Source organism: Candidatus Nitrotoga sp. AM1P, from assembly GCF_013168275.1.
In the GTDB taxonomy this organism is placed as follows: domain Bacteria; phylum Pseudomonadota; class Gammaproteobacteria; order Burkholderiales; family Gallionellaceae; genus Nitrotoga.
Window position 1 is genome coordinate 1469113 of record NZ_AP019547.1, and the last position, 16059, is coordinate 1485171.

The window sequence follows — 16059 nt, forward strand, 5'->3', positions numbered from 1 at the left end:
CCGCGCATGCAAATGGCGATGACTACTGCGATATGCGACGTGCTATTCAATAAGAGGCGACAATGATAGTCGAACTGGGATTAGGCTTGGCGGTTGGCGCAATAATGGCGCTGACTGGTGCCGGGGGCGGGATATTGGCAGTTCCGCTGCTCGTATTTGGCCTGCAGCTTAATGTTGTCCAAGCAGGGCCGGTTGGTTTATTAGCCGTAGGGCTAGCTGCCGCTTTAGGAGCGGCAGTCGATTTAAAAGCGGGGATCGTTCGCTATAGAGCGGCACTGTTGATGTCCGTTACCGGCATGTTCCTGTCGCCTTTCGGTGTATGGCTTGCCCACAGACTCGACAACCGTTGGCTAAGTATTCTGTTTTCCATCATCTTGTTCTTCATTGCGTATCGGACTTTCCGCCAGGCCAAGGATCACTCAACCGATAATGAAGGTGGCAACATCCAAAAACTTGCATGCGTTCGAGACGCCAATAGCGGCCAGTTCGTCTGGACCACTCGCTGTGCACGCGCCTTGGCAATATCTGGAGGCATTGCGGGATTATTCTCTGGTTTGTTGGGTGTGGGAGGCGGCTTTGTGATTGTTCCAGCTTTACAACGCTATACGGATTTGGTCACTCAGTGCGTCGTCGCCACGTCATTGGCAGTCATTGCGTTGGTGTCACTAACTAGCGTCCTGTTCAGTACTGCCGCTGGTGCCTTTAACTGGGTAGTTGCGATACCGTTTTGTGTTGGCGCCTTTGCAGGAATGATGGTTGGAAAGTTAATATCTTCTCGGCTGGCAAAACCACAATTGCAAATAAGTTTTGCAGTTCTATCCACAGTCGTAGCGGTTGGAATGATGATCAAATCTTTTGCATAGCGTTCTGGTGCAAACAGCAATAACTCGACCACACAAATTCACGTGAGTGAAAAGCATTATGTAGTGAAGTTTCGTGAATCTTATAAGATAGTGAAGCACCACACTAATCTATGGCAAAGTTTACACCAGAGCCGTCCAATGCCATGATCATCGGCTGCTTAGTAAGCAGTGTAATTAGCGTAGCGAGCTGGTCGCGCATCTGGCGACGATCCACAATCATGTCTATCGCGCCATGTTCCATCAGAAACTCTGCGCGCTGAAAGCCTTCCGGTAGCGTCTCGCGTACCGTCTGCTGAATTACCCGCGCACCGGCAAAACCAATCATTGCGCCGGGTTCGGCAATTACCACATCGCCCATGAAAGCAAAACTGGCAGACACACCGCCCATGGTCGGATCAGTCAGCACCGAAATGAATGGCAGTTTTTCTGCACTCAATTGAGTCAGCGCAGCACAGGTTTTTGCCATTTGCATCAACGACAACAATCCCTCTTGCATACGCGCTCCCCCGCTGGCGGCAAAACACACGAAAGGGGCTTTCTGTTCAGTAGCAAGCTGCACACCGCGCACGAAGCGCTCTCCCACTACCGAACCCATCGAACCGCCCATGAAGCTGAATTCGAACACTGCCGTCACCAGCGGAATGGCATGTACACTTCCCTGCATTACCACCAGCGCATCACTCTCACCCGTGTCACGCTGCGCTGCCGTCAGGCGTTCACTGTATTTTCTGCTATCTTTAAATTTCAGCGTATCCAACGGCAGCACTTCAGCACCAATCTCGAAACGCCCCTCCGCATCTAATAGCCAGTTCAGCCGAGTGCGCGCGGTAACACGGTGATGATAATTGCACTTGGGGCAAACACTTTTGTTTTTTTCCAAATCAGAGTAATACAATACCCCCTGACAGGATGGACATTTGTGCCACAGTCCTTCTGGCACATTCTTCTTGCTCTCTTCCCCCAACTCCCGACGCTTAATTTTTGGGGGCAATAATTTCTGGAACCAACTCATGCAATCCTCCTTAAACCCTTAACGCGAACGTTGCATTTGTCGCATGATAATTGCGCATAATTTACACGAGCCGGGCAAGCACCCAACCTTACGAACTTCATTTCTTTGATAAACATCAATGTGGAGAAAGCCGTGTAGTTACTCATACACTCGACAGAAAAAACTTGGTGTCCTAAAGGCCAGCGAGGGTGTGCACAATATTAAACATTCGAAATAAATCATATATTGCGTCTCAAAATTCCTTCGCAAGCAGCATTTTATTTTGACTGCTTTAACCACTTCACTCAGCGATTTTTAGAACTTTGAGTATCAGGAAACACCCTAGGCCTCATTTATTGCCAAGCGCAACTCCTTAACCAGCCTTGAAACATTGGAAATTATAGATTCTTCGTTCGAACTCTCAATTTCCTGCACGATGCGACTGCCAACTACCACGCCGTCGCACAGCTTTGAGATCGCTCGTGCTGTATCTGCATCCCGGATACCAAAACCCACGCCGATAGGCAGGCCGATGTGCTGTCGAATGTGCGGAATTTTCTGTGCTATGGCTGACAAGTCCAGATGCCCTGCCCCAGTCACGCCCTTAAGCGATACGTAATACACGTAACCACGCGCCAGTTTGGCCACCTGCTCGATACGCACATCGGATGTAGTGGGCGCAAGTAAAAAAATGGGATCGATGCCATGGCGATGCAGGTGACCGAACGCCTCGTGACTTTCTTCCGGCGGAAAATCCACCGTCAGCACACCATCCACCCCCACTTGCGCACAGCGTGTGGCGAAACGTTCCCACCCCATTGCCTCAATAGGATTGCCATAACCCATCAGCACTATGGGCGTGCTTGCATCCGTGGTGCGAAATGTCGCCACCATATCGAGTACGTCATGCAAGGCTACGCTATGCTTGAGTGCTCGCTCCGAAGAGCGCTGTATCGTTGGGCCATCTGCCATTGGATCGGAAAATGGCACGCCAATTTCAATGATGTCTGCCCCCACCTCTGCCAGCGCATGCATCAGCGGAACAGTAATTTGCGGATTAGGATCACCTGCCGTAATAAAAGGAATCAGCGCCTTACCGCCGCGCTGCTTAATTTTTTCAAAAGTGGTCTGAATGCGTGACATGAGATACCTGCAAAGTAATTCCAGGAAAGGTTACAGTTGAATACCAGAAACCCGCGCTACGGTCGCCATATCCTTATCGCCGCGCCCGGATAGGTTGACCAGCAAGACTTTATCATGCCCCATCGTCGGTGCGATTTTGGCCGCATAAGCCAAAGCATGACTAGATTCCAGCGCCGGAATAATGCCTTCATAATGACATAGATCATGAAAAGCCTGTAGCGCCTCACTATCCTCAATAGCTACATATTGCGCGCGCCCACTGTCTTTAAGCCATGCGTGTTCTGGACCGACACCGGGATAATCCAATCCAGCGGAAATAGAGTGCGTTTCAATGATTTGACCGTTCTCATCCTGCAACAAATAAGTACGATTACCGTGTAGCACGCCCGGCTTACCCGCAGTCAGTGCGGCTGCGTGCTGGCCACTGGCAAGGCCGCTTCCAGCCGCTTCCACACCGATAAGCTGCACACCAGGCACTTCGATGTAAGAATGAAAAATGCCCATAGCGTTTGAGCCTCCGCCCACGCAGGCGATCACCACATCCGGCTGACGTCCTGCCAATTCCGGCATCTGAACCATGCATTCCTTGCTTACCACTGAATTAAAATCGCGCACCATCATCGGATACGGATGGGGTCCAGCCACAGTGCCAATAATGTAGAAAGTATTTTCAATATTTGTGACCCAATCGCGCATCGCCTCATTGAGCGCATCCTTAAGTGTTTTAGAGCCGCTCTCTACTGGCACGACGGTGGCGCCCAGGAGCTTCATACGATATACATTAGTGGCCTGACGTTTAACGTCCTCCGCGCCCATGTACACCACACATTCCATGCCGTAACGTGCCGCCACGGTAGCCGTCGCTACACCGTGCTGCCCCGCGCCGGTCTCGGCGATTACACGCGGTTTACCCATGCGCTTAGCCAGAAGCGCCTGACCTACGGTGTTATTCACCTTATGCGCGCCGGTATGATTAAGATCTTCACGCTTCAGATAAATCTGCGCGCCATTCAACCGTTTTGACCAGTGCCGCGCATGGTAAATCGGGCTGGGGCGCCCGACATAATGCTTTAACTCATAGGCAAGCTCGGCCTTGAACTCAGGATCAACAGAATAATGCTCATAAGCGACACGTAATTCATCCAGCGCGCCCATTAAAGTTTCGGCAACGTAAATACCGCCGTAAGGTCCGAAATGACCCGTGCTATCAGGATAGTTATAAGCCAATTTTCTTAACCTCATTGATGAATGCGGCGATTTTCGCTGCATCCTTAATTCCTTTCGCAGCTTCCACACCGCTGGAAACATCCACGGCCCAAGGTCGCACCTGCTTGATCGCATCAACCACATTATTCACGTACAAGCCCCCGGACAAAACTACAGGACGGGGTAAATTATGCGGAATCAGTGTCCAATCAAACGATACCCCCGTGCCACCATGCGTACCTTCGATAAATGCATCAAGTAACAAACCCTGTGCATCTTTATAGCGCGCCGCACATTGTACCAAATCCACCCCATTTTTGACTCGCACCGCCTTCAAATAAGGGCGATCGAACTGCGCGCAGAATTTTGGTTCTTCCTCCCCATGAAATTGCAACACATCCAACGGTACCTGCTGCAATATCTCTTGCACCGCTTCTGCGCTGGGATTCACGAACAACCCCACCACCGTCACAAACGGCGGAATCGCAGCTGTCAGTTGAGCAGCCTGCTTCGGCGTCACATAGCGCGGACTTTTATCATAGAACACCAGTCCGAGCGCATCTGCACCGCTGTACGCGGCGGCCAGCGCATCCTCCACACGCGTGATACCGCAAATCTTAATACGGGTCATAATCATAAAACGGGCTGATAAAAAATCGAGGCAGCATTGTAATGCATTCAAGCCATTGACTAAATTGCAATCTAAATATTTTCAATCCATCGATCCTGAGCGGATTGGCAACGAAGGCTCCCAGCTCTGATTAGAGTTTCAACGTATGAAGAAACACTGATACCGCCATTAAAATATTTTACAAAACGAAGTTAAGGTAATCACCTCGCCACGGACAAGGTATCACTTGAATGTAGCACGCAAGCACACCCTATTTAAGTTGTGGCAATCCCCATTTCGCATCGAACGTAACCCGGTACAGATACAAGCCATCTGGTGCAAAGGTTGGTGCAGCAAGACTACGCTCTTTACCCTCCAACACCTCACGCATCCATTGCGGCGGGTGCTTGCCCTTCCCTACATATACCAGACAACCAACGATGTTACGTACCATATGATGCAGGAAGGCATTGGCGCTGAGATCAAAAATTATGGTATCGCCTTGCTTTTGAATATCGAGTTGTGCCAAATTTTTAATGGGTGATTTGGCTTGGCATTCCGCGGCGCGCAGGGCACTGAAATCATGCTCCCCCAATAAATACTGGGCGGCCTCACACATCTTCTCCACATTCAACGGCGCATGAAACCAGCCTGCTTTACCATGCCGCATAGCGTTGCGCACTGAGCGGTTAATAAGTAGATAGCGATAACTACGTGCCTGAGCAGAAAAACGCGCATGAAATTCTTCCGGCACAGGATGTGCCCACAATACAGCGATGCTGTTCGGCAACAAGGCATTGACGCCGCGTACCCAAGCAGTCAGTGGCCTTTCTACATTGGTATTAAAGTGCACTACTTGTTCCAGCGCGTGCACACCAGTATCGGTACGACCAGCTGCGATGATTGAAATAGGTTCGTTGGCAATGCCGCTCAAAGCAACTTGCAGTGCATCTTGCACCGTATGGCCACTGGCTTGACTTTGCCAACCAAAATACTGGCTGCCGTCGTATTCCACACCGAGTGCAACTCTCACAAGGGCGTCAACACAAGCAAAGCGCGGACTATGGTTAGTATCATGCCATCATGCATGGTGAATGATGGCGCAGCAACAATAGTACAATCCAGCACATGCTGGCGTAACAATGTATTCAAGCGGGTAACAAACAAAACGAAAGCCTCTGCTAACAGCGAAAAACCTATAAGCAACAATCCTGCAGTTCGTAATGATTGAATAGAAATACCGAGACAGACCCAAATTGGGATAAGCACGACAGATTAGGGAACCGTATAAATCCATTTAGCGTTAAGGATAGTAATGAGCACATCTAAAAAACCGAATTTAAAATCAATCGCGCAGATTGTCTGCTGCAGCTAATTTAATTCAACGGGACTGTAATGCCGATGACGATAAGTAAAAAACTCGAAGCACTGATGGCCACAATCCCGCCGATGATGTCGACTCAATAAAAACGGCAGCCGTAAATGCGGGCTGCCGTTCGATGTATATATATTAAGCTATACAGGCAGTTGTCGTAATAATGCTTCAGCAGCCATTCGATGCTGCTCATTCCCTTCACGTACAACTTCTTCTAAAATTTCACGTGCGCCTGCAGCATCACCCATTTCCTGGTAAGCCTTGGCGAGATCAAGTTTGGTGGCAGCGTCGTGCCATTGTGCATCCCTTTCCTCCACTGATAGAGCAGGAGCAGGAATGACAGGTTTATCCAGATTCAAACTGATATCGCCCAGACCGATATCCATTATTTCCTTGGGCACCGCTTTCACAGGGGAAACCTCAAACTTATCTGCACTTTTATCTGCAGAAGGAAAGTCCAGTGTAAAATCAATAGGTTCATTGACTTTCGTCGGAGTAGTCATTGCCGGGGCTATAGCAGGATTAGCTGCCACATCTAAAATAAAATCATCCAAATTTATTGGAGTAGTTCCAACTTTACCAGTGCTCGACGCAGGCAGTTTTGCATGGCTGGCAGTCACATCAAAATCCATCGTTGTATTCTTTGAAACAGAGCTCGACTTACTTGTCTCAGCGCTATCTGTTAATGCTTTCGGTGCATCAAAATCAAGGTCGAGGTCAAAATCCAAGGAAGATGGCGGTTTTGCTGCCCCGCCCTCATTAAGCATGATATCGGGAGAGTGAGTGGCAACGAATGGTTCTTCTTCTGTCACACTTACATTGCCACCATACATTGGGTTATTGGGTTCAAGCTTGATACCCATTACGGCTGCTTGCTCCCAAGCATGCGTATCGCCTGAATCCCGCAACTGACGCGCAATGGTAGCAAATAAATGCACATCCTTACGGTTCGCATAAATAGATAACAATTTGAGATGAATCTGATGATTAGCCGGATTCTTGATCAACGCCTCTTTCAGAATCTTTTCCGCTTGCTCATCACGACCAAAACTCAAGAACAAATCTGCCCCGCTGATCGGATCAAAATCATCGGCCTGCGCTTGACTAATATCGCTAGTCGTAGCAATGGCATTAGTAGAATCATCAGTTTTCGGAGAAGATGACGCAGGTGTAAGCATTTGATTGGACGACCCTATCGTATGCTCAATCGGCTTATCACCCAATTTAGTTTTTTTCCCGCTGTTCTTACCACGCCGGGTTACCAGATAGCCAAGGCCAACCAGCCCCAACAGCGCTGCCGCTCCGCCAGCCATGTAAAGCGGTTGGCCACGTATCACTTCCAACAGAGAGGGCTGCGTAACAACCACCTTGGGTTTGGTTATTGGCTTAACTTGTTGCACCGGACTGACGGCTGCAACCGCGCTGACAGCTGCAACCTCAGAAGCAACATTAGCTACTTGTGAAGTAACAGCAGGGACTTGTGACATAGCTCCAAGTTGGTCTTCATTCGATTTAGTTACAGCTTGTTCTTCAACTGGATTCTGAACAGACTTTACTTGCGCTACGGGTGGCTGCCCCTTCAAATCGATCAAGCGCTGTAAATCTTGAACATTTTTTTCTAACGCTACAACACGCTCATTACTTTCTTGGAGCGCCTTGCTCTTGGAGATCGCTTCTTCTTCCAGTGCATGAAGCTTGTTCTGCAAAGTTTTTGCATTGCCGCCGGCAGAGGTTTTGTCACCGGGCGCTTCACCCTTGGACAACCTCACTACTTCCTTCGCGGATTCTTTGGTTGCGGGGGCATTATCAGAAACAGTGGTACTAATTTTACCAGAGGCTTCCTGCTTGGATTCGTCCCCTGTCACAAGTCCGCTGGCTGCCGCAAGTTTTTGACGATAGGCATGCCAATCATCAGCTTGTGCGCGAATTTCTTTTACAGCTTGCATCTGAGGTAGATTATCCAGCTCAGATTGCTCTGGCATCTGCAGGATTTTTCCTATTTTCAGACGATTCATATTTTTACCATCGAATGCGTCGGCATTGGTGCGATACAGAGCGACCAGCGCACGTTCCAGACTAACATCAGGAGACTTTATTTGAAGTGCAAGTTTGCTCAAGGTATCACCGCGTTTCACCTTAATAGCACCGGAAGCAACGTTACTACTTTCATTGGGTTTATTAACGGCAGCAGGTATTTCATCAACAGCTTGCTTTTCATCCACCATTAATGCAGTGCTTGGCAACGGAGATTCAATTATCTCTTCCTTGCCTTTGGATTCAAGCTCGGAAACATCAACGATGCTCGGCTCTACTGGTTTTACTTCTGCTGGTTGCGGTTGTACTGGAACATAACCTGGTGGATCAAGTAAGAAAGTGTATTCTCGCAGCAGCTTGCCAGACGACCAGGCCAATTCCACCAATAGATTAACAAACGGCTCGTTGATCGGTTGCGCTGAAGTTATCTTAATATAAGGTTCGCCATTAGCATTCGTCTCAATCTTGAAATTCAAAGGAGGCAACCCGGATGGGTAATCCAGCCCCGCATTCTTGAATACTTCGGGCGAAGCCAAGCGCGCAGACAGGCTACTTATCTCATCTTTGCTGGCTGTCCCTAGCTCTATCAACACATTCATGGGCTCACCCAATGTGTTGGTTACATTAATATCGCCCATGCTAATCGCATAAGAAAAACCAGACAAAACTAAACCGATAGCTAGACCTAATGCTTTGACGAGTGATTTCAGCACACTGCCACCTTTATAAAGATTTTATTTAACATGAACAACATAACATCATGGAGTTATCAGTGCAAGCTAAAAACTCACGCTAAGTACGTCTCAATCAAAATCTCGGCAATCTGCACGCTGTTAAGTGCTGCGCCCTTTCGTACATTATCACTCACCACCCACAAATTAAGACCCCGCGGATGTGATATATCCTCACGGATACGCCCTACCAGAGTCGCATCCTGTCCTGCTGCTTCGATGGCAGTAGGATAGCCACCAGACTCACGCCTATCCATCACCTGCACACCTGGTGCTTTTTCCAACAAAGCGCACGCTTCGTTAGCTGTGATTTTTTTGTGTGTTTCAATATGCACCGCCTCTGAATGACCATAGAATACAGGCACCCGCACAGCAGTAGCATTCACCATAATGGTGTCGTTTTCCATGATCTTGCGAGTCTCCCACACCATCTTCATCTCTTCTTTGGTGTAACCATTATCCATGAACACATCAATGTGCGGCAGCACGTTAAATGCGATACGTTTAGAATAAATCTCGGTCTTCACTTCTTGATGGTTAAACAAAGCACGTGTTTGCTCCGCTAATTCCTCAATAGCTTCCTTGCCAGTGCCAGACACGGCCTGATACGTAGCAACATTAATGCGCTCTATACCTACTGCATCATGGATAGGTTTCAACGCCACCAGCATTTGAATGGTGGAACAGTTCGGATTAGCAATAATGCCTCGGTTCTTGTATTGCGCAATAGCATGCGGATTCACTTCCGGCACCACAAGCGGAATGTCGTCCTCGTAGCGGAATTGCGCAGTATTATCGATCACCACACAACCAGCTGCCGTAGCGATCGGCGCATATTTTTCCGACACACTGCTACCCGCGGAAAATAGGCCAATCTGCACCTGCGAAAAATCAAAACCTTCCACGTCCTGAACCGTAATTTCCTGATTGCGGAATGTCACTATAGAACCGGCGGAACGACTGGAAGCCAGAGGGAACAGCTTACCAACTGGAAAGTTGCGCTGCTCCAGAATTGACAACATTGCCTCGCCAACAGCACCTGTCGCACCCAATATCGCGACATCGTATTTCTTTTTCATGCTCCCATCCTCTTGATTAATTACCCCCAGCACAGCCCGAGGTCTATTACGGGATCAGATCAAAAGCGCTGATAACCCATGTGCTGCCCAAATATCGCTCGCCTCTGCATCTTGGAAATAAAAACTACATGATATTTACAGTCCCATCTCGTATGATTCAGACTCCAGATACTCTGCTTACCTTAAAATGCCTACTTAAAATAATAGAAATAAAATGTTAAATACGATTGACGTGTAGGTCAAACCTTGAGGAATCCCTTGGCAAAGCCAGTGGTTTATTTCATTAAATTAAGGAGACGCTGATTAATTCAAAATTTCGCGGAATTTCGCGCGTAACAAATTGATTTTTAAATGTGTGAGCTTCTGAAACGCGAGCTAATCAGCGCTTCCTTAATTTAACAACGCCGCAACTACGGCATCGCCCATCGCGTCCGTACCAATTTTCTCCATACCCGCCTCAGCAATATCCGCAGTACGCAAACCCCGCTGCAAAGTTTTACGCACAGAGGACTCAATGCGTTGTGCGATATCTACGCGTGCAAATGTATAGCGCATCATCATAGCCAATGACAAAATTGTTGCCAACGGATTGGCAATATTTTTACCTGCGATGTCCGGTGCGGAACCATGGCAAGGTTCATACAAACCCTTGTTGTTCGCATCCAATGAAGCGGAAGGCAACATGCCAATGGAGCCAGTCAACATGGAGGCTTCATCCGACAGGATGTCACCAAAGATGTTGCCGGTCAGAATTACATCAAACTGCTTGGGTGCCCTCACCAGTTGCATCGCAGCGTTGTCCACATACATATGTGACAGTTCGACTGCCGGATATTCCTTTGCTACCTCCGTCACTATTTCACGCCAAAACATACTCGTATCCAGCACATTAGCCTTATCCACTGAACAAACTTTTCCCGTACCATTTTCACCAGCACGTTTCATAGCAATCTGGAAGCCAACATGCGCCACGCGGGAGATCTCAGATTCACTGTATACCATGGTATCAAAACCTTGACGCTCACCATTAGCGAGCGTCCGAATGCCGCGCGGCTGGCCGAAATAAATATCACCAGTCAATTCCCTTAGGATCATGATGTCTAGCCCAGACACTACTTCTAGACGCAGCGGAGACGCATTTACCAACTCTGGATATAACTGTGCCGGGCGCAGATTGGCAAACAGGTTGAGCCCTTTACGAATGCGTAATAGACCTTGTTCCGGACGTAGCAAGCGCGGCAGTGCGTCATATTGATAGCCCCCCACTGCTCCGAGCAATACGGCATTCGACTGCTGTGCCAAGTTCAGCGTAGCATCCGGTAGCGGATCACCTGAAACATCATATCCCGCACCTCCAATAGGTGCATATTCCAGCTCTAACGGCAGTCCCTCGCGTCGCAAGGCTTCTAGCACCTTAGCAGCTTGTGCAACAATTTCTGGCCCAATGCCGTCACCCGGCAATACAGCGATTTTCATAAACTCAACTTTCTTCTCGTCCTACGCAATTGATTCAGGTAAACAACCACGGTGCTTCAGATTTACGCCGTGCTTCATATTCTTTGATCTCTCCCACATGCTGCAGGGTCAGCCCAATATCATCCAGTCCATTCAACAAGCAATTTTTGCGAAAAGCATCTACCTCAAAGCGATACACCACCCCATTCGGCGCAGTGATACTTTGTTGCACCAGGTCAATCTTCAGATGATAGCCCGGCGTCGCGATCACAGCCTGAAACAAGTCATCTACGCTTGCAGTATCCAGCACAATCGGCAATAAACCATTTTTGAAACAGTTATTACAGAAAATGTCTGCAAAGCTAGGCGCAATGATAGCGCGGAAACCGTAATCATCCAGTGCCCACGGCGCATGCTCACGCGATGAGCCGCAGCCGAAATTCTCACGAGCCAGCAAAATTTGCGCACCATGATAACGCGGCTGATTCAGCATAAAATCCGGATTGAGTGGCCGCCTGGAATTGTCCATGCCCGGTTCGCCGTGGTCGAGATAGCGCCACTCGTCAAACAGGTTGGGACCAAAACCGGTACGCTTGATCGATTTTAGAAATTGCTTGGGAATGATCGCGTCCGTATCCACGTTGGCACGGTCAAGCGGTACAACCAAGCCATCAATGCAGACAAACTTATCCATTGCTATTTTCCATTGCTATTCTTTACCTCATCCGCTGTTTTTTCAATCGTACCGCCGACTTTGGACAAATCCTTGCCAAATCCTCCTACGGTATTACATCCTGCTACCATAACCAAGGACAACACCAATGCCATTTTAAACATTCTCATTTTTTTTCTCCTGTACGCAAAACAATCCTAAAAACTTCTAACATCTACAAAATGGCCGGCAATAGCTGCTGCTGCTGCCATTTCAGGGCTTACCAAATGGGTCCTGCCGCCCGGCCCCTGCCGTCCTTCAAAATTGCGGTTGGAAGTTGAAGCACATCGTTCACCTGGCTCCAATTTGTCCGCATTCATCGCAAGGCACATAGAACATCCTGGCTCGCGCCATTCGAAACCCGCCTCGACAAATATTTTATCCAAACCTTCGCGCTCAGCCTGCTGCTTGACTAATCCAGAGCCAGGCACCGCCATCGCCAGCTTCACATTGGCAGCAACATGCTTGCCGCGCACCACCTCTGCCGCAGCGCGCAAATCCTCAATGCGAGCATTGGTGCATGAGCCGATAAATACTTTGTCAATTTGAATTTCAGTAATCGGCATATTCGGCTGTAACCCCATATACTTTAAAGAAAGATCAATACTGCTGCGCTTCACGGGGTCGCTCTCCCGTGCGGGATCAGGTACGTTGCCATCCACTGCCACCACCATTTCCGGCGAGGTACCCCAAGTTACTTGCGGTTTTATTTCCGCAGCATCCAGTCGTACCACCTTGTCGAACTGCGCATTGTCGTCGCTATGCAAAGTACGCCAGTAGTCTACCGCCTTGTCCCATAATTCACCTTGCGGCGCAAAAGGCCGACCCTTGAGATAGCTGATCGTGGCCTCATCCGCCGCTATCATACCGGCGCGGGCACCTGCTTCGATGGCCATGTTGCATACTGTCATTCGCCCTTCCATAGACAGCGCTCGGATCGCGCTACCGGCAAATTCGATCGCATAGCCCGTTCCGCCCGCCGTACCAATTTTACCGATTACCGCCAGCACCAAGTCCTTGGCCGTGACACCCTTACCGAGCGTGCCTTCCACCAACACCTGCATGGCACGGGCTTTTTTCATCAGCAAACATTGTGTCGCCATCACATGCTCAACTTCCGATGTACCAATGCCAAACGCCAGCGCAGCAAACGCACCATGCGTACTGGTGTGTGAATCACCACATACCACGGTCATGCCCGGCAAGGTCGCGCCCTGCTCCGGTCCAATAACATGCACAATGCCCTGGCGCACATCAGCCATCCTGAATTCGATAATACCAAGCTCATCGCAATTGCTGTCCAAAGTCTCCACCTGCAGTCGCGAAATCGGATCGGCAATGCCTTGCGTGCGATCCGTAGTTGGTACATTGTGATCCGCCACGGCAAGCATGGAAGCTATACGCCAAGGCTTGCGCCCAGCCAGCCGCAAGCCCTCAAATGCCTGTGGGCTGGTTACTTCATGCACCAAATGGCGGTCAATATAAATCAACGTGGTGCCATCAGGCTCTTCGTGCACCACATGACTGTTCCAAAGTTTGTCGTAAAGAGTTTGTGTACCCATGCTCGCTTTCGTTTTATAGCGCGTGATTATGCCACAGCATGTGGGCTATCCGCCACGAACAGCCTATTTGACTGAGAAATGATCCTGAGTGGTAAGGAATAGTATGAAATCAGCCACAGCTGTAAACCATTGAGGCTACATTGAACAAGCTAAACCACGCGTCAGACATAGCAACAATGGCCTGAATAAAGACGCTCAGGCTAATTTCAATTGAAAAATACTGGACAAAAATAAATCCAAAGAGCAATAAGATTTGGGTCACTCTTCTTCTTGCTGTTGCAGAGCCCACATTTGCGCATATACGTCCTGTTTCGCCAGCAACTCGCGGTGAGTACCACGCTCTACAATACGCCCACTGTCCATTACCAATATTTGGTGTGCGTCCACAATTGTTGACAAGCGATGAGCAATAACCAGTGTGGTACGATTATGGGCAACGTTGCGCAATTCATTCTGAATTACCTTCTCAGATTTTGAATCCAACGCAGAAGTTGCCTCGTCAAAAATCAGGATGGCAGGATTTTTAAGAATAGCGCGTGCAATCGCCACACGCTGCTTCTCTCCACCAGACAACTTCAATCCACGCTCGCCCACCATGGTGTCGTAGCCATCCGGCAACGATGTTATAAAGTCGTGAATATGGGCCGACTGCGCTGCATGCAATATTTCTTCACGCGAGGCTTCGGGACGCCCATAAGCTATATTGTAATAAATACTATCGTTAAACAGCACGGTGTCTTGTGGCACGATGCCAATCGCAGCGCGCAAACTGGCCTGCGTTACCTTGCGAATATCCTGATTGTCTATCAGGATGCGTCCTAAATTTACATCATAGAAACGAAACAGTAACCGTGACAAGGTAGATTTGCCCGCTCCACTTGAACCCACCACGGCGACCGTATGCCCAGGCGGAATATCAAAACTGATATCGAATAAAATTTGCCGCTTTGGTTCGTAAGAAAAACACACCTGCTCAAAATGTACTGAAGCTTGATCAACTTTCAGCGCAACCGCATCGGGCGCATCTTGTATCTCACGGTTTTCATCGAGCAGGCGGAACATTTTTTCCATGTCCACCAGAGAGTGCTTGATCTCGCGATAAACAAAACCAAGAAAATGCAATGGCATATAAAGCTGCAACATGAAAACGTTGATTAAAACCAAGTCGCCCAGGGTCAGCTCACCTTTTACCACCCCACTCGATGCTAGCAGCATCAACGCGGTCATGCCGATGGCAATAATAGCGCTCTGCCCAGAATTCAACGTTGCCAGCGAAGTTTGATTCTGCACTGCCGAGGTTTCCCACTTTGTCATGTGTTCATCGTAGCGTCGTGCTTCATAATCCTCGTTACCAAAGTACTTTACCGTTTCATAGTTAAGCAGACTGTCTATTGCACGCGTGTTTGCCTTCGAGTCCATATCATTCATCGTGCGGCGAAATACCATTCGCCACTCGGTAATGAATAAGGTAAAAACGATATACACAATCAGTGTAATGAAAGTGATAACCGCGAACCAAGCGTTGTATTTATAAAACAGAATTCCTGCAACCAGGCCGATTTCCAGCAGCGTCGGCAGAATGCTGAACAGCATAAAATTGAGTAAAAAGCTGATTCCTTTCGTACCACGCTCAATATCACGCGATACGCCACCAGTCTGCCGCTCTAGATGGAAGCGCAAACTTAAGCTATGCAAATGCACAAACAGTTTGAGTGCTACGCGCCGTATGGCACGCTGGGTTACTTTGGCAAATACCGCATCGCGCAACTCGCCGAACAGTGTGCTGAGGAGCCGCAACAAACCATAGCCAACTACGAGTGACACCGGCACCAACAGCATTGCCTTTGGCTTATCCAGAGCATCCACGATTTCCTTAAGCAACAGTGGCACCGTCACGTTAGCCAGTTTGGCCAGCACCAGCAGCAACAACGCAAGCACAACACGACCCTTAAATTCCAGCAGGTAAGGCAGAAGGATGCGAATAATACTCCAATCGCCACGAGGCGCAGGAGTTGAGGTAGCAGAACGAGGGCGCATTATGATGTGGGAGAAATAAATAAGCGTATTATAGCCGCGTCACCCAATACACGATTCCCCAATTAAAGTGTAGGCGGCTCGTGAAGTAGTGCGCTTTGATGAACTTAATAATAAGCTGAACTGGTCTCCATCTGATCTGACAATACACTTGCAAAAGTGAGGCACTAGGCTTTAATGCTCAAGGTCCGCACCACACCAGCAATGAATGACATAAACAACACGGTGTATTTATTCAGGCAGTAATTTCCGCCTTAAGAACCT

General features: G+C 48.8%; 14 protein-coding genes and 1 pseudogene. 1 reads left to right on the top strand and 14 read right to left on the bottom strand.

Going from position 1 to position 16059, the window contains the following annotated elements:
• Positions 1–62: 62 nt before the first annotated feature.
• Complete coding sequence (locus tag W01_RS06555) at positions 63–863, top strand: sulfite exporter TauE/SafE family protein (protein WP_173053133.1); 801 nt, start codon at positions 63–65, stop codon at positions 861–863.
• A gap of 103 nt (positions 864–966) precedes the next feature.
• On the opposite strand, the gene accD is transcribed toward W01_RS06555, so the two are convergent.
• The 14 genes and pseudogenes from accD to W01_RS06620 all read right to left on the bottom strand — a co-directional run bounded on the left by accD (position 967) and on the right by W01_RS06620 (position 15798).
• A complete protein-coding gene (accD, locus tag W01_RS06560) occupies positions 967–1875 on the bottom strand; it encodes an acetyl-CoA carboxylase, carboxyltransferase subunit beta (RefSeq protein ID WP_173053135.1) in 909 nt (302 codons plus the stop codon).
• 321 nt (positions 1876–2196) lie between these two features.
• Positions 2197–2997 (bottom strand): tryptophan synthase subunit alpha, encoded by an 801-nt coding sequence (gene trpA / locus W01_RS06565; RefSeq protein WP_173053149.1) that lies wholly within the window; start codon positions 2995–2997, stop codon positions 2197–2199.
• A gap of 30 nt (positions 2998–3027) precedes the next feature.
• Positions 3028–4239 (bottom strand): tryptophan synthase subunit beta, encoded by a 1212-nt coding sequence (gene trpB, locus W01_RS06570; protein ID WP_173053151.1) that lies wholly within the window; start codon positions 4237–4239, stop codon positions 3028–3030.
• Positions 4214–4834, bottom strand: a complete 621-nt coding sequence (locus tag W01_RS06575; protein ID WP_173055800.1) for a phosphoribosylanthranilate isomerase — start codon at positions 4832–4834, stop codon at positions 4214–4216. Before W01_RS06575 ends, trpB begins: the two co-directional genes overlap by 26 nt.
• A 250-nt stretch (positions 4835–5084) precedes the next feature.
• On the bottom strand, positions 5085–5846 hold the full coding sequence (gene truA, locus W01_RS06580; RefSeq protein WP_173053153.1) for a tRNA pseudouridine(38-40) synthase TruA: 762 nt from the start codon (positions 5844–5846) through the stop codon (positions 5085–5087).
• A complete protein-coding gene (locus tag W01_RS06585; RefSeq protein WP_173053155.1) occupies positions 5843–6082 on the bottom strand; it encodes a hypothetical protein in 240 nt (79 codons plus the stop codon). Before W01_RS06585 ends, truA begins: the two co-directional genes overlap by 4 nt.
• A 246-nt stretch (positions 6083–6328) precedes the next feature.
• A complete protein-coding gene (locus tag W01_RS06590) occupies positions 6329–8935 on the bottom strand; it encodes a FimV/HubP family polar landmark protein (protein WP_173053157.1) in 2607 nt (868 codons plus the stop codon).
• 74 nt (positions 8936–9009) lie between these two features.
• Complete coding sequence (locus tag W01_RS06595; RefSeq protein ID WP_173053165.1) at positions 9010–10032, bottom strand: aspartate-semialdehyde dehydrogenase; 1023 nt, start codon at positions 10030–10032, stop codon at positions 9010–9012.
• A gap of 74 nt (positions 10033–10106) precedes the next feature.
• Positions 10107–10202: pseudogene (locus W01_RS14170) on the bottom strand (IS200/IS605 family transposase); the annotation flags it as partial.
• A 220-nt stretch (positions 10203–10422) separates the two neighbouring features.
• Positions 10423–11508, bottom strand: coding sequence for a 3-isopropylmalate dehydrogenase (gene leuB / locus W01_RS06600; protein ID WP_173053167.1), 1086 nt, complete (start codon positions 11506–11508; stop codon positions 10423–10425).
• A 34-nt stretch (positions 11509–11542) separates the two neighbouring features.
• The gene (leuD, locus tag W01_RS06605; protein ID WP_173053169.1) at positions 11543–12181 is read right to left on the bottom strand and encodes a 3-isopropylmalate dehydratase small subunit; all 639 of its coding nucleotides are present in this window, start codon (positions 12179–12181) and stop codon (positions 11543–11545) included.
• A gap of 2 nt (positions 12182–12183) precedes the next feature.
• On the bottom strand, positions 12184–12330 hold the full coding sequence (locus tag W01_RS06610) for an entericidin A/B family lipoprotein (protein ID WP_242007059.1): 147 nt from the start codon (positions 12328–12330) through the stop codon (positions 12184–12186).
• Between the two features lie 27 nt (positions 12331–12357).
• Positions 12358–13761 carry a 3-isopropylmalate dehydratase large subunit gene (gene leuC, locus W01_RS06615; RefSeq protein ID WP_173053171.1) on the bottom strand — a complete coding sequence of 468 codons (1404 nt, stop codon included), beginning with the start codon at positions 13759–13761 and terminating at the stop codon, positions 12358–12360.
• 258 nt (positions 13762–14019) lie between these two features.
• On the bottom strand, positions 14020–15798 hold the full coding sequence (locus W01_RS06620; RefSeq protein WP_173053173.1) for an ABCB family ABC transporter ATP-binding protein/permease: 1779 nt from the start codon (positions 15796–15798) through the stop codon (positions 14020–14022).
• Positions 15799–16059: the final 261 nt, after the last annotated feature.